Source organism: Fodinicola feengrottensis, assembly GCF_039530045.1.
In the GTDB taxonomy this organism is placed as follows: Bacteria; Actinomycetota; Actinomycetes; order Mycobacteriales; family HKI-0501; genus Fodinicola; species Fodinicola feengrottensis.
Genome location: NZ_BAAANY010000002.1, coordinates 202,976 through 222,927, shown reverse-complemented (window position 1 = coordinate 222,927; position 19,952 = coordinate 202,976). Strand labels below are relative to the sequence as shown.

Genomic DNA, 19,952 nt, shown 5'->3' with positions numbered 1-19,952 from the left:
CACGCCCTAGGTGAGCCGACCTTTTCGTTTTTCCGTCAATCTGCTGGCGGCCTGCGGCCGCGATGAGTGGGTAGGCAAGGCGCGTACGGCCGAATCAGCTGGCTACGACGTGATCATGGTGCCCGATCACCTCGGCATGCCGGCGCCCTTTACCAGTCTTTTGCTGGCGGCAGAGGCGACCGAGCGGCCGCGGGTGGCGCCTTTCGTTTTGAACGTGGCTTTTTACAACCCCACGCTGCTGGCCCGTGAGGTCGCCGGCCTCGACCAGCTCACCGGTGGCCGGCTGGATCTTGGCCTGGGCACCGGATATGTGAAAGCGGAGTTCGACACCGCCGGGCTGCCCTTCGAAAGCGGCGGCCAGCGGGTGGACCGGCTGGAGCACACGATCCTTGAGCTGGACCGGATTCTGGCCGACCCTGACCATCAGCCACGACCAGTCCAGGCACCGCGACCGCCGCTGTTGATCGGCGGCGCCGGGGACCGGGTGTTGCGGCTGGCCGCGAAGCACGCCGAAATCATCGGTTTCACTGGGGTGGCCAAGGCCGGTTCCCTCGTCGCCGGCGACACCGCGACGCTCGTCGAGCGGGCGGCTTTCACCCGTACGGCGGCCGGAGAGCGCGCCGACGACGTCGAGTTCAACCTGTTAATCCAGCGGGTCGCGGTCACGGACAACCCGAAGGCCACCCTGGAGCGGGCGCGGATGATGAGCCCCGATCGAACCGACGCGGACTTGCTTGACGACACACCGATTCTGCAGATCGGTACGGTCAAGGAAATCGCGGACCGGCTGCGCGAGATCCGAGCGGACACCGGCATCTCGCATTTCACCGTCCTGGAAACCTCGATGAAGGATTTCGCCGCGGTGATGGAGGAGTTGCGTTAGCCCACCCGCATCCAGCCCAGGACCGGGGTGGACTGCAGGAAGACGATCACGCACATCGCCAGCAGAAAGAGCGCGCTCCAGCCGAAAACTCGACGGAACAGCACGCCTTCGGCGCCGACTTCGCCGACCGCGGCGGTACCGATCGCCAGGTTCTGCGGCGAGATCATCTTCGCCATCACGCCGCCGGAGGTGTTCGCGGCGCCGAACAGGATCGGGCTGGCGTGCAGCTGTTGGGCCGCGGTCACCTGCAGTTTCCCGAAAAGCGCGTTCGAGCCGGCGTCCGTACCGGTGACCGCGACGCCGAACCAACCGACCAGCGGCGAGAGGAAGGCGAAGAACACGCCGGCGCCGGCGAGCCAGAGGCCGAGCGTGGAGATCTGGCCGGACAGGTTCATCACGTACGACAGCGCGAAAACGAGCAAGATCGTCACGATCGCCCAGCCGAACTGCCGGAGCGTCTGCCCGTACGTTTTGAGGGCCGCCAACGGTTTCACGCCGAGCAGCAGCGCGGTGATCACGCCGGACAGGAAAAGGAGGGTGCCGGTGGCGGACAGCCAGTTCAGCTTGTACGCCACTGAGACCGCTTTTCCCGCCTGCGAAAGGATGCTCAGGCCCGGCCAGCTGAAAGTGATGGTCGGTGCGTTGAGGACGGTCGCGATGGCCGGCACCTGGGCGAGGGAGAAAAGCACCACAACCACCGCGTAGGGCGCGAAAGCCAGCACCACATCCTTGCGGGAGTCGCCGCCGGGGTCGCCCACTCGCCGGGTGAAAGTCGGGTCGTCGGCGGCGCCACCGGCGATCACCGGCACCGCGACGACGGCTGGCCGCGGCTTCCATACCCGGTTCAGCAGGATGACGGCGAGCGCGGACACCAGCGAGGCGAAGATGTCGCAGAGTTTGTAGTTGACGAAGTTGGAAAACGCGAACTGCGCGATCCCGAAGGACAGCCCGCAGGTGAGCGCGGCCGGCCACACCTCGCGTACGCCCTTCCAGCCGTCCACGATGCCGACCAGGACGAAGGGCACGAAAACCGCGAGAATGGCGACTTGGCGGCCGGCCATGGCACCGAAGGAGCCGGCGGACAGCTCGGTGACCTGGCCCATGATGGTGATCGGGTTGCCCAGGCCGCCGAACGCCACCGGAGCGGTGTTCGCGACAAGTGCTACGGTGGCGGCTTTGAGCGGGTGGAAGCCGATCGCGATCAGCATGACGGCACAGATCGCGATCGGCGAGCCACCGCCGGCCAGCGATTCCAGCAATGCGCCGAACGAGAACGCGATGACGATCGCCTGGATCCGCCGATCGTCACTGATAGCCGCGAAAGCCCGCCGCAGCACCGCGAAATGCCCGGTTCGTACGGTCAAGTTGTAGATCCAGATCGCGTTGAAGGTGATCCACAGAACCGCGAGAATGCTCAGCGCGGCACCGAAAACGCCCGCGTTCAGGGTCTGTCCAATCGGCATGTGATAAACGGCGATGGCGACCACCAGCGAGATCAGCAGCGCCGCCGTACCAGCCCAATGGGCGCGCCACTTGAAAACGCCGAGCGCGATCAGCAATGCCAACAACGGCAGCGAAGCGAGCAAAGCAGACAACGTCAGCGAACCGGTCGGATTCAGGTTCTGCGTGTACACCGGCGCCTCCATGACCATCGGCCAGGTCGTTCATGTATGTGACATGAAACACATATCTGAAAGGCCTATGATGGCACTGTGTCGCGGCGGGTGGAAGGGGCGACCAGGATGGACTTGTGCCAGCCCGCCGGCATGGGCAGGAGAGTGAACCATTGCCCGAGAAGTCTGAGCTGCGCGCCGACTGCGCCAGCTGTTTCGGCCTGTGCTGTGTCGCGCTGACGTTCGCGAAGTCGGCGGACTTCGGGATAGACAAACGCGCCGGCGAACCTTGTCCGAACCTGGCCGATGACTTTCGCTGCGGCATTCACCAAGACCTGCGACCGCGCGGGTTTGCCGGTTGTACGGTCTATGACTGTTTTGGTGCTGGCCAGAAAATCTCCCAGGAGACTTTCGGTGGTAAGGATTGGCGACAGGCGCCGGAGACCGCCGGTCACATGTTCGCCTTGCTTCCGGTGATGCGCCAGTTACACGAACTGCTCTGGTATTTGGCCGAGGCCCGGGAGCTGGAGCCGGCGCGCTCGCTGCGAGACGAGATCGTTCGCGGGTACGACGAAACCGAGCGACTGACTCACGAAAACGCCGATGTCCTCATGAAATTCGACGTGGCCGAACACCGGCAGGGTGTCAACGTGTTGTTGGTGAAGACCAGTGAACTCGTACGAGCTAACGCCGGGCGTAAGAAAAAAGACCGTAGCGGAGCGGACCTGATCGGCGCACGGCTGAGGAATGCCGACTTGCGCGGCGCGAATCTGCGCGGTGCCTACTTGATCGGCGCCGATCTTGGTGCGGCGGACCTGCGGTTGGCTGATCTGATCGGCGCCGACGTGCGGGACGCAGACCTGCGCGGGGCCGACCTCACTGGCAGCATTTTCCTTACCCAGTCTCAGGTCAACGCGGCGCGCGGCGACGCTCGTACGAGACTTCCGGGCTCAGTCAGCCGACCCGGGCACTGGAGCCGATGACCAGCGGTCCTCTATTCGGGCGAACCGCCAGACCGCGAGCGCGACGATCCAGGTGAGGACGAACAACCCGACGATGACGAATCCCACGTAATTCAGGTCCAGGCCGGCGATCCAGCCCAGCGGGCCGGAGTCTATGCCGAGTTTGTCCGCCAGTAGGCCGATCAGCTCGACGCCGCCGATCACCACCGCGACCAGCACGGACAGCCCGGTGATGGTGATGTTGTAGTAGACCTTGCGGACCGGCTTGGCGAAGGCCCATCCGTACGCGAAATTCATGAAGGATCCGTCGATGGTGTCCAGCAGTGACATGCCGGCGGCGAAAAGTACCGGCAGGGTCAGGATCGCGTACCAAGGCAGTGACGAAGCGGCCGCGCCGCCGGCCAGCACCAGCAGGCCGATTTCGGTGGCGGTGTCGAAACCGAGGCCGAACAGCAGGCCCACCGGATACATCTGCCACGGTTTGGTGACGGCTTTGGTGACCCCGCGCAGAATCCGGTTCATGAAGCCGCGGTTGTTGAGGTGGTGCTCCAATTCGGCTTCGTCGTAGTCGCCGTGCCGCATCCGCTGGAACACCTTGACGATCCCGACCAGGATCACCAGGTTGATGATGCCCAGGATCATCAGGAAAACGCCCGAAACCAGCGTGCCGATCAGGCTGGTGACCTGGTGCAGGGTGGAACTGTCATCACCCAGTTGGCCGGCCACGTGAATGCCGAGCGCCAGCAGAACGCACAGCAGGAACACGATGCTGGAATGGCCGAGTGAGAACCAGAATCCGACCGACATCGGCCGTTTGCCGTCGGCCATTAGTTTTCGCGTGGTGTTGTCGATCGCGGCGATGTGGTCGGCGTCGAACGCGTGTCGCATGCCCAGCGTGTACGCGGTGACACCGAGCGCGATGCCGAAAATGCCGCTGCCGACCTTGTACCCGGCCGGAATGACCAGCAGGACGAGAGTGCCCCAGCCCAGGAGGTGCAGGACGGCGATCATGGTCACCATGCCGCCGGCGCTGCGCCACTCGCCAGGCGAGAGGCTGAACCGGCGAGTGCGAACCGCGGCAGCGGTGGGAGCGGCCATGGCCAGCCTTTCTTTACGTCCTCAGTCTTCTTCCCCCATTATCTGGTATCTGCAAATGACTTGCATCAGGTGGGCCAGGGTCGATGGCAATTTCGCGCCGGTTTGATGCTCAATAGGGCAAAGGTCCGCCCGTTCGAGCGTCCTGTAGACCAGTGGTGGCGTTCGGACGCGCGTACGCGCAGCGTGTGACGCGGCGACGGAGCGCACTGGTCTCCGGCAAGTGGCGGTTCCCCTTCTCATCGGCCGGCCTGGCTCCTAGCGTCAGGCCGAGGTGACGGCGACATGGAGGCGATGTGACCTATCCGACGGTGCGGTGGACGGCGGCGGCCGAGCAGGCCAGGGCGGTGGTCGACCGGATCATCGAGACCCAGGGTGGGCCGGTCACCGAGGCCGCCGAGCTGATCGCGGCGGCCATCGCCGACGGGGCTGTGGTGCAGGCTTTTGGCACTGGCCACTCCCGGTCACTCGCGCAGGAATTCACCGGCCGGGCCGGCGGCCTGCTGCCCGTCAACATGCTCGCGGTCAAGGATCTGGTGCTGTTCGGTGACACTGACCCGAAGGAGATCCTGGATCCGCTCTGTGAACGCGATCCCGGCCTCGCGGAGCGGATTTTGCGGCTCGCTGAAGTGGATCCGCGCGATGTCTTCGTGATCGCCTCGCAGTCCGGCGGCAACGGCGTCATCGTGGAAATGGCCCAGTTGGCCCGCGCCCGCGGTCACAAGATCGTCGCGATCACGTCGTTGGAGCACAGTCGGCGGATCACTTCGCGGCATCCAAGCGGGTTGCGGCTCTTCGAGGTCGCCGATGTGGTTATTGACAATTGCGGGCGCTACGGAGATGCTTCGGTGCCGCTGCCGGACGGTGCTGCGACCGGGCCGATGTCCACGGTTGCCGGCGCTCTGATCGTGCAGTTGGTCGTCACGCAGGTGTGCGGCCGGCTGCTGGAGCGCGGCATCCGTCCACCGGTCATGGTTTCCAACAACGTGCCCGAAGGCGACGCCCACAACGAGGAACTGTGGGCGCGGTTCGGCGCGCGGATCCGACCGGTGGAGCCGTGAGCCGACGGCTGCCGCACCGGTTCGGAGGCGTACGTGCGATGGGGAAGAGCTGCCGTCACCGTTATGTTGGGCGCCGCCACGGCGGTGGCCGTGTCGTACGCACCGGCTGAAGCGGCCGCACCGGCGCCCTCGATTTATCCCAGGCCACACCAGATTTCGGTGTCACGGGGCGCCGTTGTGTTGCCACCGACGGTCACCGTCGTACGCGGTGCGGCCACCGATCCCGCTGCGTTGACCGCGTTGACAGTGGCACTGCAAGGCGCCGGCGTACGGGTGCAGGTCACCGACCGGCCGGAGTCCGGGCCGCTGACCGTCTATCTCGGTGGTGCAACGGAAAATCCGGCGACCGCCGACGTGTTGGCGACTTTGTCGGCCGGCAACACCGAAGGTTTGCCCGCGGAGGGCTATGTGCTGGCCACCGGGAGCAGCCACGGCCGCCAGTTGGTCGCGCTCGCCGGGGTCGACCCGACCGGCACTTTCTATGCGGTGCAGTCTTTCCGCCAGCTGCTCAGCGCGGCCGCGCGGTCCCGGCTGCTGCCGGTGGTGCACGTACGCGACTGGCCCGCCGCGCAGGTGCGCGGCACCATCGAGGGTTTTTACGGCACTCCCTGGTCGCACGCCTCCCGGCTGGACCAGCTCGATTTTTACGGCCAGCACAAGATGAACACCTACGAATACTCCCCGAAAGACGACCCGTACCTGCGCGAGAGGTGGCGTGACCTCTACCCGGCGGACAAGCTCGCCGATCTGAAAGAGCTGGTGGATCGGGCCAATGCCAACCATGTCCGGCTGACGTATGCGCTCTCGCCGGGCCTGTCGGTCTGCTATTCGTCCGAGACGGACATCGCCACCCTGATCGCGAAGTTCGAGCAGGTGTACGCGATTGGTGTCCGGGCCTTCGACATTCCGCTGGACGACATCAGCTACACCAACTGGAACTGTCCCGCGGACGCCACGAAATTCGGCACCGGAGGTGCCGCGGCCGGCGCGGCGCAGTCGTACCTGCTGAACCGGATCAACCAGGATTTCATCGCCAAACACAGCGATGTCCGCCGGCTGGAGACGGTCGCCACCGAGTACTACTCGATCACGGATTCGCCATACAAGACGGCTTTGCGTGAGCAGCTGGACAAGAACGTGATCGTCATGTGGACCGGCACCGCGGTGATCCCGACCACGATCACGGTGGCGCAGACCAAAACCGCCGAGCAGGTGTTCGGGCACGACATGCTGCTGTGGGACAACTATCCGGTCAACGACTACATGCGTGGCCGTACGCCGATGTCGCCCTATCTTGGCCGGCAGGACGGCGTCGCGAGTGCCCAGGTCGGCATCGTGGCGAACCCGATGAACCAGGCCGCCGCGAGTAAGGTCGACCTGTTCGGGGTCGCCGACTTCGCCTGGAACGACACCGGTTTCGACCCGCGGGTGTCCTGGCTGGCCGGCGCATACGAGTACGCGCACGGAAACCAGCGGGTCGTCGACGCGTTGCGCTGGTACGCCGATGCCGAGAACTGGATGCAAACCATCGATCCGGTGGAGGCACCGCGGTTGGCGGCCGCGGTCAGCGCTTTCTGGTCGGCGTGGCAACACGATGACCAGCACGGAATCGCGGTTTTCCAGCAGCAGGTACGGGACTTCGCGCAAGCGCCGACGATCCTGCGGGCCGGTCTTGAACCGGCTTTCGCGACCGAGACCGGCCCATGGCTGGACGCGATGACATCGTGGGGCCAGGCGATGAAACTGTCGCTGGACATGCTGCGAGCGCAGCGGTCCGGAGACGGGGCGCGGGCCTGGGCTGACCGGCAGCAGATCCCGGCTTTGGTGGCAGCGGCCGCACATCAGGTCGATCCTATTGACGGAACCACGCATGTGAAGGTCGCCAACACGGTCGCAGACGCGTTCGTACGGGACGCGTTGGCGACGAACGATCGCTGGTTTGGGCTCAGCAGCACCGCTTCTTGGTCGGTGACTGGTGGCCCGGCCGCAGCATCGGGATCGTCGTTGACAAACGTGACCGACCGGAACCTCGACACTTCTTATGTGGCAGCCGCCGCGCCGGTTTCGGGCGACGCGTTGGTCATCAGCGCGGCGAGTGCCGCGCCGCTGTCCGCGGTCCTGGTGGCGGTGCCGGCCGGCCGGCGAACGGCGGCCGAGGTTGACGTGCGTACGTCCGGCCAGTGGCAGCCGATCGGCCGGATTTCCAGCGGCTACGCCGAACTCCCGGTCAAGGGACTCAGCGTCGACGCCGTACGGCTGCGGTGGCTGGAAAACTCCACAGCACCGGCAGTGGCCGAGGTCGTTCCGGTGCCGTCCGGCGTACCAGCAGCGCTGACGGTCGACCCGGCCGCACTGGTGGCCGACGCGGGCGCTCAGGTGTCCGCGACCCTCACGGTGGCGAGTACGGCGTTGGCCGCGGTCCGCGGCCGGCTGCAGGTCACTGCCCCAGCGAGTGTGACCGTCACTCCCGCGTCGGTCGACGTGTCCGTACGCAGGGGAGACCAGACCCAGATTCCGTTGGCTGTCACCGTTTCCGCGTCCGCGCCAACCGGTGCGAAGCAGCTTACGGTGACGCTCGCCGGTCGTATTTTCCAGGTGCCGCTGCACATTTATCCGCACACGCTCGGCACCAACGTGGCTTTGGCCTCAGCGGGCGCATCGGCCACCGCGTCGTGCGTGGAGATCGATGATCCGAGCCGGTTCGGCGCACCTTTCGGAAACGATGGCGACCCGCAGACCCGGTGGTCGTCCTGCTATGACGACAACGCCTGGTGGACAGTCAAGCTGGCCGGCTCGTACCCACTGTCCAAAGTGGTCATTCAGTGGGAGGCGTCTTACGCTTCGGCGTACAAACTCCAGGTCTCGTCCGACGGTACGACCTGGACAACGGTCGCCGACCAATCGCACGGCAGTGGCGGGGTGGAGACAGTCCGCTTCGATCCGGTCAACGCCAGCTACCTCCGTATGCAGGGGGCAAAACGCGCCCTGCAATGGGGCTACTCGTTCTACGAACTCCAGGCCTACCCGGCCGGGTGATGGTGGCGTCAACTACGGAACTGTGACGCCAAAGTCGAGGAAAGGCGGATGCCCTCAGCGACCGCGAGTTCACCAGCGCCGGCTGCCACCGGAGAAATGTTTACTTCGTAGACGTCGGTGTCGTAGGCGGCTTTCGTTGGCAGGTAGCCAAGATATCCGTGCGTGTAGCCGACAAGGGCGCTGACGTCCGGTGCGCCGGCGATGACCTGGGCCTGCAGGTCCAAGTACGGCTCGGCGCCGAAGGCCACCAGGCGCAGCGAGCCGACCTGGATGGCGCTGACGGTGAGCCGTGGATCGGCAGGGCGCGAAACGGCGGACAGTTCGGCGCCCTGCAAGGCGGTTTCAGCTTCCCGTACGGCCACTGGGTCACCAGTGGCCTGAGCCGCGGCCAGTCGTGACCGAATGCCGGCGAGTGCGGGAGCGCCTTCGTTCGTACGAGCCGGCAGCCCGAATCCGAGCGTACGAGCGCCGGCCAACCCAGCACCGTCCACCGCGGACCCGGGATTTTCCAGCAGCGCCATCAGTTGCGCGGCCGCTAGGGTGCCGAGCCGGGCCAGCTCGGTCGGCGTCTGCTCGCGGCGATGCGGGCGCGTACTGATGTCGCCGGCGGCGCCGGTGGCGACCATGGTCCAGGGCACGTCGATGAGGCCCTGCCGGACCGCGCCCGCGAGGTCCGCGCTGACCAGTTGGTTGTCGGCTCCAAGGATCGTCGGATGGATCGGCAGGATCGCGATCATGCCGAGCAAATCTCCGGCAGGGGAACGGAAAGCGAGCGCGGTGATCGGGACGGTGCCCAGCGGCGCGGGACCGCTGCGCTGTCCGGCCACCGCCTCCAACTCTCCACTATGGACAGTCAGGAAACCCGGCACCTCGGCACGTACCGCAGCAGCGGCGGCTTCCTGTGCCGCGTTTGTCAGCTGAGTCAACAAAGCGGGCGGGGTGGTGCCGCCGCCAGCGTGGCAGCCGGTGTCCGGCCCGGAGTGGGTGTGGGTGGCACCGACCCACACCAATTCGGGGGAGGCGGACGAAAGCCGGGCAGTGATCGCGTCGGCGAGATCGGTGTTGATGGCGGGCAAGTCGCCAACCAGCCAGAGAAATCGGCGCCCTGCGGCGCTCATGCTGACCGCGTGCATTTCCAGCCCGTCCAAGGTGCCGGTGCTGGGGCCTACCCGGGCGGCATATCCGCCCATCGGGGTGCCCAGCGGCACGTCCAGCGACACCACCCCATGCCCAACGGAAATCATTGCATCGCCTTCAAAAGTCGAGTGGTGATGGCCATCGGGTTGGTCACCGCGGTGCCGACGATCACCGCGTACGCGCCGGCCGTGATCGCGGCTCGCACCTGATCCGGTGTCCAGTATCGTCCTTCGGCCAACACCGGGCAGTCCAGCCGGTCCACGAGTGCGGCCACCAGTTCCACGTCCGGGTCGTCCGGCACCGGGCCGCCGGTGTAGCCGGACAGGGTGGTGGCGATCAGGTCGGCGCCGGCCTGCCGGGCCGCGATGCCGGCCGCCAGCGAGTCCACATCGGCCATCACCTGGACGCCAAGTTCGTTATGGATCCCGGAAATCTGATCGGCGAGGGTGCTGCCGTCGGGTCGCGGACGGTCGGTGCCGTCAATCGCGACCATGCTGGCGCCGGCCCGCACCACTTCGGCCGCCGCCGCCACGGTCGGGGTGATGTAAACCCCGCCGGGGTCGCCGAGCTTGTTTATCCCGATGATCGGCAAGTCCACAGTGGACCGGATGGCGGCCACGTCGGACGGCCCGTTCGCTCGTACGCCCAAGGCACCACCAGCGGCGGCCGCGGCGGCCATCAGCGCCATCGACTCCGGCCCGTGCAGAGGATTTCCGTACCAGGCCTGACAAGAGACCACCAGCGAACCGGCCGGAAACGGCAGGCTGTCCATAGTGGACACGATGGGCAGCGGTTCGGGCCGATAAACCCGGACCAGTCGCGCGTACGGCCCGAGGGAGCCTTGCGCGAGGAGTTTCGCGCCGTCCAAAGGGGTTCCGGCGGCTGGTACGAAGGTGGCCGTGGGCACCACCTCGGCCAGCCGGCTACGGATCGGCCCGAGGAAGATCTCACCGGCCTGGAAGAGGGATCCGGTGTAGGCGACAGTGACCGGTTCGGTACGCGACAATCGCCGAACGGTCACCACGATGCTGTGCGCGAGGCCGGCGGCAGCGTCCGCGACGATGGCCGCGGCGACCGGGTCATGGGCGGCGGCGGCGAAAACGTCGATCGCGAAGCCGGCCACCTCGGCCACCAGGGCGTCGGAGCTGGCCAGCCTGACCGCGAGATTCCTTACCCCGCCATAGAAATTCTCGGCCCGAGCGGTCAGCGTGGTCGGCCTGCCGCGACCGTCCCGAGCGGCCAGCACCGCTCGCACACCGGCCCGGCCGATCGCGAAGCCGCTGCCCACGTCACCGAAAAGATACCCACCGCCGTCGACTTTGTGGATCGCCGCATCCGCGCCGACGCCCAGGCACACCACCCCGCTGCCAGCTGCCACCACGACTCCCTGCCGCGAGGGCAGCGCGCCCGCGTGGGCGGTCACCATGTCCTCGCAGAGCCGCACCTCGGTGGCGTCCAACGCCCCGCCCACCGCCGCGGCCAGCCGCTGGGAGTCGTCAGGATCGGTGGGATTTCCGGTCAGGCCAAGGCAAGCAACGTCCACCGGGCCGGTCAGCCCGGCATCGGCGGCGGCTGCCCGTACGGCCCGGGCGACGGCACCCACCGGATCGCCGCCGCGGTAGCTGAACCCCGGACCAGCGCCGCTGGCCGGCTCCGGCCCGGCGACCAGCCGCAGGCCCGACTGGCCGCCGTCGATGGCCACCCAGCGCGGCGCTGCCATCATCGAGCACCTGCGGACATCGTTACGCCTCCACGGAACGTTGGTGCAGTGTAAGGAAAAGAGCTCAGCCGAGGGCTCCGCGAGGCACCGACGGGCGCGGCGGGCGCAGCTCCGCGGTGATCGAGTAGCGATCGCCCCGATACATCGAGACGCAGCTCTCCATCACCCGGCCACGGATGTCCAGGCTCATCCCGCGGATCGCGAGGCAGGGCTGGGTGACCGGGATCTGTAGCCGGTCGGCGGTCTTCGGATCGGGCATCGCCGGCTCCAGGTGGCAGGTGCCACTGGCGATTTCCACGCCATAGCGGCTGGCCAGCAGCTCGTACCAGGACCCGTCCAGGTCGTCGGCGGTCAGCCCCGGCACATACCGCTCCGGCACGGTCGTACGCTCCACGGCCATCGGCAGGTCGTCCGCGAGCCGCAGCCGGACGAACTCCACCACCGGGTCGCCGATGGGGATCCGCAACTGCCGGCTGCGGGCCCGGTCGGCGCGGTGTCGGCGCAGTTCGAGCGTACGGCTGGCCGGCCGCATCCCGCGCCGGGACATCTCCTCGGAGAAGGAGGTCATCGCCAGTCGGCGACTGATCTTCGGGCGAGACGTGAAGGTGCCGCTGCCCTGCCGGCGTACCAGCAGGTCCTGCAGGACGAGCTCGTCCATCGCCCGGCGCAGGGTCATCCGGGCCACTTGCCAGCGGGCCGCCAGCTCCCGCTCGGACGGCAGGATGGTGCCCTCCGGCTGTTGGTCGATCAGGTCCAACAGCCGAGCCCGGATCTCGGCGATCTTGCCGGGTGCCGCGTTGGGCATCGCTGGACCTCCTCGCCGACCACGGAACCGTACCGATGACGTTCACACACTTTCCGTGACCCGCCATCGGGTTCACCAGGGGTCTGTCCATTCTCGTTAGACCACTTGTCTAGCGGTCCGCCGATCGGCAGGCAACCTGGCTGGCTGTACGGCTACCCGAATCGTGCCACTGGTCTAAAACGATATGTGGGCGCTCCCACTTCAAGATGCGCGACCGGTAGGTAAGGCTTACCTTGCTGTATGGTGTCCTTAGTCGCGTAGTGGCGTGCTGTACGCGACTGGGTGGAAACAGAACCGTGGGGGAGTTGCTCATGGCCGACAGCAGTGTTGCTGCGCCGAGCCCGCCGGCCGCACCGGTCCGGCAAAACGACAGTGCCTACCGGATGTTCGGTGCCGAAGTGGTGAGCCGCGAGGTCCTCACCCCGCATATGGCCCGGATCACGTTCGGTGGCGAGCTCGACGGATTCACCACCGTCGGGATTGACCATCGCATCAAGCTCTTCTTCCCGTTGCCCGGCCAAACCGAGCCGCAGGTGCCGGACGGGGTGGACTGGTATCAGCGCTATCGCGAGATGCCCGACGCCGTGCGCCCGCCGATGCGTACGTACACGATCCGCAATCACCGACCGGCCGCCGGCGAGGTGGATGTCGATTTCGTGCTGCATGGCGACAGCGGGCCGGCCTCCAGTTGGGCGACCCGCGCCAAGACCGGTGACCGAGTGGTGATCTGCGGCCCGAACGCGGCCGTGGTGCCCACTGTCGGGTACGAATACCGGCCGGTCGCGGACAGCGACTGGCGGCTGATCGTCGGCGACGAAACCGCCCTGCCGGCCATTTCCGGCATCCTGGAATCCTTTGGCCCGGACGAAAAAGCGATGGTCTTCGTCGAGGTGCCGGACGAGGCGGACGTGCAGCCGATGGCCACCCAAGGCAATGTCGACGTCACCTGGCTGCCGCGCTCTGGCGCCGGCGACGGGATCGGCCTGTCGCTGCGCCGCGCGGTCACCGAAGCCCAGTTTCTCGCCGGTCGGCCGTACGCGTGGCTGGCTGGTGAGTCGAGCACGGTGACCGCGCTGCGCCGGCATTTGGTCAAGGAACGCAAGGTGGACCGCGAGTCGGTCACCTTCCTCGGCTACTGGCGGCGCGGCGGCTCGATCGAATAACGGTGTGACAACTGGCCTTGCCGGGCGTTTGTGTCTGCAGTCGCTCGTTTCGCCCTGGAGGCCGGGTCATGCGTGTTGCCGTACGGAAGCTGCTCCTTGTCCTGGTTCTCCTGTTGGCCGGCACGGTGGCCTTCACCGCCAGCCCGGCGCAGGCCGCCACCGGCCAGGACATTGCCAACCTCGCCCATGCCCAGCTGGGAAAGGGCTGCTCGGGCAATGGGTGGGTGTGTGACGCCGGGGAATGGTGCTCGGACTTCGCCCGCTGGGTGTGGGGCCAGACTCCCGGTGTCAGGACTGCCGGCCTGACCGCGGATTCGGGGAGTTTCACCAGCTACGGCAGGGCGAACAACATCATCACCACCACCCCGCATGTCGGTGACGCGATTGTCTATTACCAGGGCAGTTTCGCCGCGCACGTGAACATCGTGGTGGCCGTACGTGGAGATGGTTTCGTTCAGACTATTGGCGGAAACCAAGGCAGCCCCGGGCTCGTACGATTCGATGACTGGCACGCGCCGGGCGCCTATATGTCCGGAACCATTGTCATCGTCACGCCGGTTGGCCTGACCGGGGGTGGCACTCCGACCGCTGGGCCTGGCTCGGCGCAGGTCGTCATTGCCGGCATGGATGGCTTGGTCTACCACGAAATCCGGTTCCCGGACGGAAACTGGACCGGCTTTGGCAGCTTGCCCACGCACGCCCAAGATGTCGCGGTGGCCGGCCTGCATGACGGATCCGCCCAGGTGGTGATCGTCGGCAACGACCGGGTCTATCACGAGATCCGTTACCCGGATGGAAACTGGCGCGGTTTCCAGGGTCTGCCAGGCATCGGTACCACCGAGACGGCCGGTGCGAAAGCGGCCGGCGTCGCCGGCCTGCCAAACGGCTCGTCGCAGGTGGTCATCATCGGTACGGACAACCGCGTCTACCACGAAGTTCGTTTCCCAGACGGAAACTGGAGCGGCTTCAACGGTCTGCCGGGCATCGGTACGACCGAGCCGGCCGGCGCGAAAGCGGTCGCCATCACCGGAATGTCGGACGGTTCGGCGCAGGTGCTGATCGTCGGCCTCGACAATCAGGTCTATCACGAGATCCGTTTCCCGGATGGAAACTGGAGTGGGTTCGCGCCGCTGGGTGCCACCGCGAAGGCGGTCAGCATCGCTGGTCTGCCAGGAAACTCCGCCCAGGTCGCGATCATCGACATGAACGACCGGGTCTATCACGAGATCCGTTACGCGAACGGAAACTGGAGCGGTCTGCGGCCGGTGCCCGGCATCGGCACGACCGAGGCAGCTGGCGCGAAATCCGTCGGCATCGCCGGCGAACCGGACGGGTCGTCCCAGGTGGTGATCGTCGGCCTGGACAACCGGGTGTATCACGAAGTCCGCTTCAGCAACGGAAACTGGAGCGGCTTCAACGGCCTGCCCGGGATCGGTACGACCGACGCCGCCCAAGCCACCAGCGCCGCCATCGCCGGAATGCCGTAAACACCCCGCCGCGAGGGTGCCGTTTCGGGGGTCTTGTCACCCTAGAACGCCACTCTCGCGGAGGTTCAGGTGCGGGCGTCGCGGAACCGGGAAAGGCCCAAGGCCAGGGCCACCACCAGAAATCCGCCGGCGCCCGCCCAGAGCATCGGCCGGTAGCCGATCGTGTCACCGAGGAATCCGCCCACCGGGGCGCCGATGACGATCATCGCGCGGTTGATCGAGCGCATGGTGGCGTTCATCCGGCCTTGCAGCCGGTCGGGAGTGACGGCCTGTCGGTAGCCCATCTCGTTCGCGTTTTCGGCGCCGAGTGAGAAACCAAAGAGGAGTTGCCCGGCACCGAAAACAAGCCAGCCATACCAGTGTGGCGTGCTGAGAGCGACAAAAGACCAGGACACCGCGCTCAGCGCACGACATGCGACGATCACCCGCCCGCTGCCCCACCGCGCTCCCAACCGGGTGGCCGCGAGGCTGCCGGCGAGTCCGCCAACGCCGCCGCCGGCGAGAGCGAGTCCGAGGCCGAACGGGCTGAGATCGAGCGTACGCAACGCAAACGCCGGCATGACCGCGCCGACCACGGCCGAGCAGAGAAACCAGCCGTGGGTGTTCAGGGCGATGAGCCGCAGAGTGGGGTGTTTGTAGACCCACCGCAGGCCTTCCACCGCGTCCTGCCGTACGCCGCGGATCGACAGCGGTTGACCTGGCGGCTCCGCGACCGAAATGCGCATCAACAAAATGCCCGAGACGAGATAGCTCGCGGCGTCCACGAGAATTGCCCACGGCGCGGTCAGCAGCGACACCAGCCCACCGGCGAGCGCCGGCCCGGAGGTCTGCGAAACGGCGTCGCTCTGGTCGAGTCGGGCATGGGCCGCGGTGAGCAGATTCGTGGGTACCAGCCGGGGCACGTACGACTGGAAAGCCGCGTCGTTCAGCAACGACATCAGCCCGAAGACGGCCATGAATGCCATCAGTACACTCAAAGTAAGCTGGTGAGTCACTGCCAGCAAGGGAATGCCGACCAGTAGGACGCCCCGGCCGAGATCGGTCGCCACCAACAACGGCCGGCGCCGCGTACGGTCAATCAGAACGCCGGCGACCAAGCCGAACAGCAGATAGGGCAACCAGCGGGCCGCGCTGACCAGCCCGACGGCCACCGATCCTTGGTGCAGGGACAGCACAATCAGCACCTGGATGGCGAGAGTCGTCACGTACGTGCCGAACCCAGAAACCGTTGACGCTGTCCAGAACCGAAGGAATCCAGGCGAGTCCCACGGACTTACGGGTTTGGTCACCATGTGTTCCCGTCTTCTGACTCAATCTTGTCACTGACAAGATTCGCCGAAAAGGCCGATCTTGTCAATGCCAAGATCTCGGCTAGGGTGTGATCGTGACCGGAGTGCAGCCGTACCACCACGGCGACTTACGTCGCGTGCTCATAGACCACGCGGTCGCCGCCATCGCAGAGAACGGGTTCGAGCGGCTCAGTCTGCGCGATCTCGCCCGTCGGGCCAACGTCTCGCATGCCGCGCCGGCTTATCACTTCACCGATCGGACCGGGCTGCTCACCGCCGTCGCGGCCCAGGGCTACCGGTTGCTCGGAGACGAGCTGGACGAGATTCTTCGGGAAACCAACAGTTTCCTGGAAGTCGGCGTGGGATATGTGCGGTTCGCGGTGGCGCATCCCGCGCATTTCGACGTGATGTTCCGCCCGGCCCTGTATCGCGACGATCCGGACCTGGCCGAGCAACGCGATCGTACGATGGCGATTCTGCGGGCCGGCGCCGGCACGGTCGACCTGGCCGCGGCAACTGGACAGTCCACAAAGGACTCAGAGGCGGCTGGCCTGGCCGGCTGGTTCTTCTGCCACGGCCTGGTCACCCTCTACCGCAGCGAGGTCCTCGCCGCGAACAGCCCGGCAGAACTGGAAACCCTGGCCCGCCGGGCCGCGAACGTGCTGTTTTCCTAGGCCCCTAGGGAATCATTGCGGGAACGATGGCTTCGATCAGGTGCGGGCCGGGCTCGGCGAACGCGGCTTTCAGTGCTTCGGCCAGTTCTTCGGCGGTGGTCGCTTTCGACGCTGGCACGCCCATTCCCTGAGCGATGGACACGAAATCCAGGTCCGGCCGAGACAGGTCCAGCAGGTCCTTGGCCCGCGGCCCACCAGCTTGCGCGCCGACCCGCTGCAGCTCCAACCGCAGGATCGCGTACGCGGAGTTGTTCAGCAGCACGGTGGTGATGTTCAGGTTTTCCCTGGCGTGGGTCCACAGCGCGGAGATCGTGTACATCGCGCTGCCGTCCGCCTGCAGGCACAACACCGGCCGGTCCGGGCAGGCGAGCGCGGCGCCGGTGGCGACCGGCAGGCCGTAGCCAATGGCCCCACCGGTGAGGGTCAGCACGTCGTGTTTCGGGGAACCGGCGGTGGCGCTGGGAATGAGTACGCCCGAGGTGTTGGCCTCATCCGCGACAATCGCGTTTTCCGGCAGCAGCGCGCCAATCACGTCCGGCCAGTTCTGCGCGGTCAGCGGGCCGGTCGGCAGCTCCGGCCGGTGCGCGGCGGCGAGCACCGGCTCGGCGTCCTTGCCGATCACCTCGGCGAGCCGCTCCAGCGCGCCGGCGGCGTCCTCGCTGGCACCGGCGAGAGTGTGCACGGCACAGCCGTCCGGCACCAGGTCGCTGGCTTTTCCGGGATAGGCGAAGAAAGAAACCGGTGAGCGGGCGCCAGCCAGGATCAGGTGCTGGACGCCTTCGAGTTGGTACGCGACTTGCTCGGCAAGGTAACCGAGGCGGTCGAAAGTGGGCACTCCGGCACCCCGGGTGATCCGGGCCGGGAAGGTCTCGGCGAGCACGATCGCGCCGCTGGCCGCGCTGATCCGGCTGGCCGCGACCAGCGCGGGTTCGCGGGTGGCGGCGCCGCCGAGCAGGATGACCGTACGCTCGCCGGAAGTCAACGCGTTGACGGCGTCGATGACAGCTTCCTCGGCGACTGGCGTCCGCTCCTGCGGGCGTACCGGATCAGCCGCCTGTCCGCCTTCTGACCAGGAAACATCGGCCGGCAGGATGAGTGTTGCCACCCCGCCGGGCGGCGAGCAGGCGGCGGCCACCGCGTCGGCCGCGTCGCGACCGACATCGGTGGTTTTCTCGCTGCGCCGCTGCCAGTTGGACACCGCGCTCGCGATCGCGTCGATGTCCGACTCCAGCGGCGCGTCATAACGTTTGTGGTCAAGCGCGTGATCGCCAACGATGTTCACGACGGGGGTCGCCGCGCGCCGCGCGTTGTGCAGGTTGGCGAGCCCGTTTCCCAGACCTGGGCCCAAATGCAGCAGAACGCCGGCCGGCTTGTCGGCCATTCGCGCGTACCCGTCGGCGGCACCGGTCGCGACGCCTTCGAAAAGCGCCAGCACGCCGTGCATTTCGGGGACGGAGTCCAGAGCGGCCACGAAATGCATCTCCGAGGTGCCCGGATTGGAGAAGCACACGTCGACGCCGGAGTCGACGAGCGTACGGATCAGAGCCTGTGCGCCGTTCATGCGTTGCCTTCCGGGGAAACCAGCAGAATATCCGGATTGAGAATGCCGTTGGGATCGAAGGCCGATTTTATCCGCCGCATCAGGGCGATCTTGGTGGGGTCCTCCAGCTCCAGGAAGTATTTCTTCTTCTCCTGGCCAATGCCGTGCTCGCCGGAGATCATCCCGCCCAGCGCCATCCCGGCCGCGAACATTGCCTTCAGCGTCTGATCGCGGGCTTCCGGGTCTTTCTGGAAGAGCGCGAAATGCACGTTGCCGTCGCCGGCGTGCCCGCAGCCGATCACGTACGAGCCGTGTTCGGTGGCGATCTTGCTCGCCTGGGCGACGAAATCCGGGATGGCGCCACGCGGTACGACGGTGTCGATGATGCAGTCCGCGCCGGCCGCTTTAGCGGTCCAAAATGCCTTTTCGCGGGCTTCGATGAGCTTGCGTGCGGCCGGTCCGGGCAACACGTACACGTCGATCGCGCCGAGTTCGCCGAGCTGCTCGCCGGCCGTCTCGATGTCCGTCTCCAGCCGATCGGCGTCCCGGTTTTCCAGCGATACCACCAGGTACGCCTGTGCGGTGTCGCGTACGGAATCCGGGATGCCCAGTGACAGGTTGGCGTTGTGGCTGATCGCGGCCATCGTCAGCATGTCGATGTATTCCAGGATCGTCGGTCCGATCCCGCTCGCCACGATCTTCGGGACCGCCCGGGTCACCTCGTCCAGCGTGCTGAAGGGCGCCAGCAGCGTGGTCTGGTGTTCCAGCCGCGGCGCGAGCCGCAGCACCGCCTCGGTGACCAGCGCCAACGTGCCTTCTGATCCGACGATCAGCTGGGTCAGGTCGTACCCGCTGCTGACCTTGGAGACCTTCCCGCCGGTACGCAGGATCTCGCCGGTCGCCAGCACCACTTCCAGCCCGAGCACGTGTTGCCTGGTCACGCCGTACCGGATCGCGCTCATGCCGCCGGCGTTGGTGTTCACGTTGCCGCCGAGGCTGCCGGACAGCTCGCCCGGATGCACCTGGTACGCGAGGCCCACCTTCGCGGTGGCCTCGTCCAGTTGCGCGAGCGTGACGCCTGGCTGGACAGTCGCGGTGTGGTTGACCGTGTCGATCTCGGCGATCGACGCCATCCGCTCGAACGAGACGACGACGCCGTCGGCGCGCGGGACGGCGCCGCCGGACAGTCCGCTGCCGGAACCGCGGGCGGTGACCGGTACGCGCGAGTCGTTCGCCAGCTTCAGCACGCTGGCGACCTCCTGCGCGGTGCCGGGCTTCACGACGTACGCAGGCGTGACGGGCGCCACACCGAGTGCCTCGTCGTGCCTGTAGTCGTCGGAGATCGCCTCGCCGATCAGCAGATTCGCCTCGCCGACGAGGGCGGCCAACCGCCCAGCCAGCCCGTCACCAGTCATCCGGTCCTCCGTGCTCGGCGTGATGATGCTGCCGATCACCATGTCAGATCCCACTAAGTGGCGCGTGAGCTA

15 protein-coding genes are annotated in these 19,952 nt (G+C 66.7%); 7 read left to right on the top strand and 8 right to left on the bottom strand.

What is annotated here, in order from left to right; genetic code table 11:
- The first annotated feature begins 10 nt into the window (after window positions 1–10).
- Entirely contained in the window at window positions 11–883 is an 873-nt protein-coding gene (locus ABD301_RS03510) for a TIGR03621 family F420-dependent LLM class oxidoreductase (protein WP_344307066.1), read from the top strand.
- Here ABD301_RS03510 and ABD301_RS03505 read toward each other — a convergent pair.
- Window positions 880–2,517: an L-lactate permease gene (locus ABD301_RS03505; RefSeq protein WP_344307065.1), complete on the bottom strand. Its 1,638-nt coding sequence runs from the start codon at window positions 2,515–2,517 to the stop codon at window positions 880–882. The genes ABD301_RS03510 and ABD301_RS03505 overlap by 4 nt on opposite strands.
- Window positions 2,518–2,669: 152 nt before the next feature.
- On the opposite strand from ABD301_RS03505, the gene ABD301_RS03500 reads away from it, so the two are divergent.
- Window positions 2,670–3,479 (top strand): pentapeptide repeat-containing protein, encoded by an 810-nt coding sequence (locus tag ABD301_RS03500; RefSeq protein WP_344307064.1) that lies wholly within the window; start codon window positions 2,670–2,672, stop codon window positions 3,477–3,479.
- Here the strand turns inward: ABD301_RS03500 and nicT are convergent.
- Window positions 3,447–4,556, bottom strand: coding sequence for a Nickel transporter NicT (nicT, locus tag ABD301_RS03495; protein WP_344307063.1), 1,110 nt, complete (start codon window positions 4,554–4,556; stop codon window positions 3,447–3,449). The two genes, ABD301_RS03500 and nicT, sit on opposite strands and share 33 nt — an antisense overlap.
- Before the next feature lie 293 nt (window positions 4,557–4,849).
- Between nicT and ABD301_RS03490 the strand changes: the two genes are divergently transcribed.
- Both ABD301_RS03490 and ABD301_RS03485 read left to right on the top strand, forming a co-directional pair.
- Window positions 4,850–5,614, top strand: a complete 765-nt coding sequence (locus ABD301_RS03490) for a sugar isomerase domain-containing protein (RefSeq protein WP_344307062.1) — start codon at window positions 4,850–4,852, stop codon at window positions 5,612–5,614.
- 63 nt (window positions 5,615–5,677) lie between these two features.
- On the top strand, window positions 5,678–8,650 hold the full coding sequence (locus ABD301_RS03485) for a beta-N-acetylglucosaminidase domain-containing protein (protein WP_344307061.1): 2,973 nt from the start codon (window positions 5,678–5,680) through the stop codon (window positions 8,648–8,650).
- An 8-nt stretch (window positions 8,651–8,658) separates the two neighbouring features.
- Here the strand turns inward: ABD301_RS03485 and ABD301_RS03480 are convergent, their stop codons facing one another.
- The 3 genes from ABD301_RS03480 to ABD301_RS03470 all read right to left on the bottom strand — a co-directional run bounded on the left by ABD301_RS03480 (window position 8,659) and on the right by ABD301_RS03470 (window position 12,312).
- Window positions 8,659–9,894, bottom strand: a complete 1,236-nt coding sequence (locus tag ABD301_RS03480; RefSeq protein ID WP_344307059.1) for a hypothetical protein — start codon at window positions 9,892–9,894, stop codon at window positions 8,659–8,661.
- Window positions 9,891–11,507: a putative N-acetylmannosamine-6-phosphate 2-epimerase gene (locus ABD301_RS03475; RefSeq protein ID WP_344307057.1), complete on the bottom strand. Its 1,617-nt coding sequence runs from the start codon at window positions 11,505–11,507 to the stop codon at window positions 9,891–9,893. The genes ABD301_RS03480 and ABD301_RS03475 overlap by 4 nt, the downstream gene beginning before the upstream one ends.
- Window positions 11,508–11,571: 64 nt before the next feature.
- Window positions 11,572–12,312 carry a GntR family transcriptional regulator gene (locus ABD301_RS03470; RefSeq protein WP_344307055.1) on the bottom strand — a complete coding sequence of 247 codons (741 nt, stop codon included), beginning with the start codon at window positions 12,310–12,312 and terminating at the stop codon, window positions 11,572–11,574.
- Window positions 12,313–12,623: 311 nt separating this feature from the next.
- Between ABD301_RS03470 and ABD301_RS03465 the strand changes: the two genes are divergently transcribed.
- Both ABD301_RS03465 and ABD301_RS03460 read left to right on the top strand, forming a co-directional pair.
- Complete coding sequence (locus ABD301_RS03465) at window positions 12,624–13,475, top strand: siderophore-interacting protein (protein WP_344307053.1); 852 nt, start codon at window positions 12,624–12,626, stop codon at window positions 13,473–13,475.
- 68 nt (window positions 13,476–13,543) lie between these two features.
- Window positions 13,544–14,962, top strand: a complete 1,419-nt coding sequence (locus ABD301_RS03460) for a DUF8189 domain-containing protein (RefSeq protein ID WP_344307051.1) — start codon at window positions 13,544–13,546, stop codon at window positions 14,960–14,962.
- A gap of 65 nt (window positions 14,963–15,027) precedes the next feature.
- Here ABD301_RS03460 and ABD301_RS03455 read toward each other — a convergent pair whose 3' ends face one another.
- On the bottom strand, window positions 15,028–16,251 hold the full coding sequence (locus ABD301_RS03455) for an MFS transporter (RefSeq protein ID WP_344307049.1): 1,224 nt from the start codon (window positions 16,249–16,251) through the stop codon (window positions 15,028–15,030).
- A gap of 95 nt (window positions 16,252–16,346) precedes the next feature.
- Here ABD301_RS03455 and ABD301_RS03450 point away from each other — a divergent pair, with 95 nt between their 5' ends.
- The gene (locus ABD301_RS03450; protein ID WP_279579575.1) at window positions 16,347–16,925 is read left to right on the top strand and encodes a TetR/AcrR family transcriptional regulator; all 579 of its coding nucleotides are present in this window, start codon (window positions 16,347–16,349) and stop codon (window positions 16,923–16,925) included.
- 4 nt (window positions 16,926–16,929) lie between these two features.
- Here the strand turns inward: ABD301_RS03450 and ABD301_RS03445 are convergent, their stop codons facing one another.
- On the bottom strand, window positions 16,930–18,486 hold the full coding sequence (locus ABD301_RS03445; RefSeq protein WP_344307046.1) for an acetolactate synthase large subunit: 1,557 nt from the start codon (window positions 18,484–18,486) through the stop codon (window positions 16,930–16,932).
- Window positions 18,483–19,880, bottom strand: coding sequence for an FAD-binding oxidoreductase (locus ABD301_RS03440; protein WP_344307393.1), 1,398 nt, complete (start codon window positions 19,878–19,880; stop codon window positions 18,483–18,485). The genes ABD301_RS03445 and ABD301_RS03440 overlap by 4 nt, the downstream gene beginning before the upstream one ends.
- Between the last annotated feature and the right edge of the window lie 72 nt (window positions 19,881–19,952).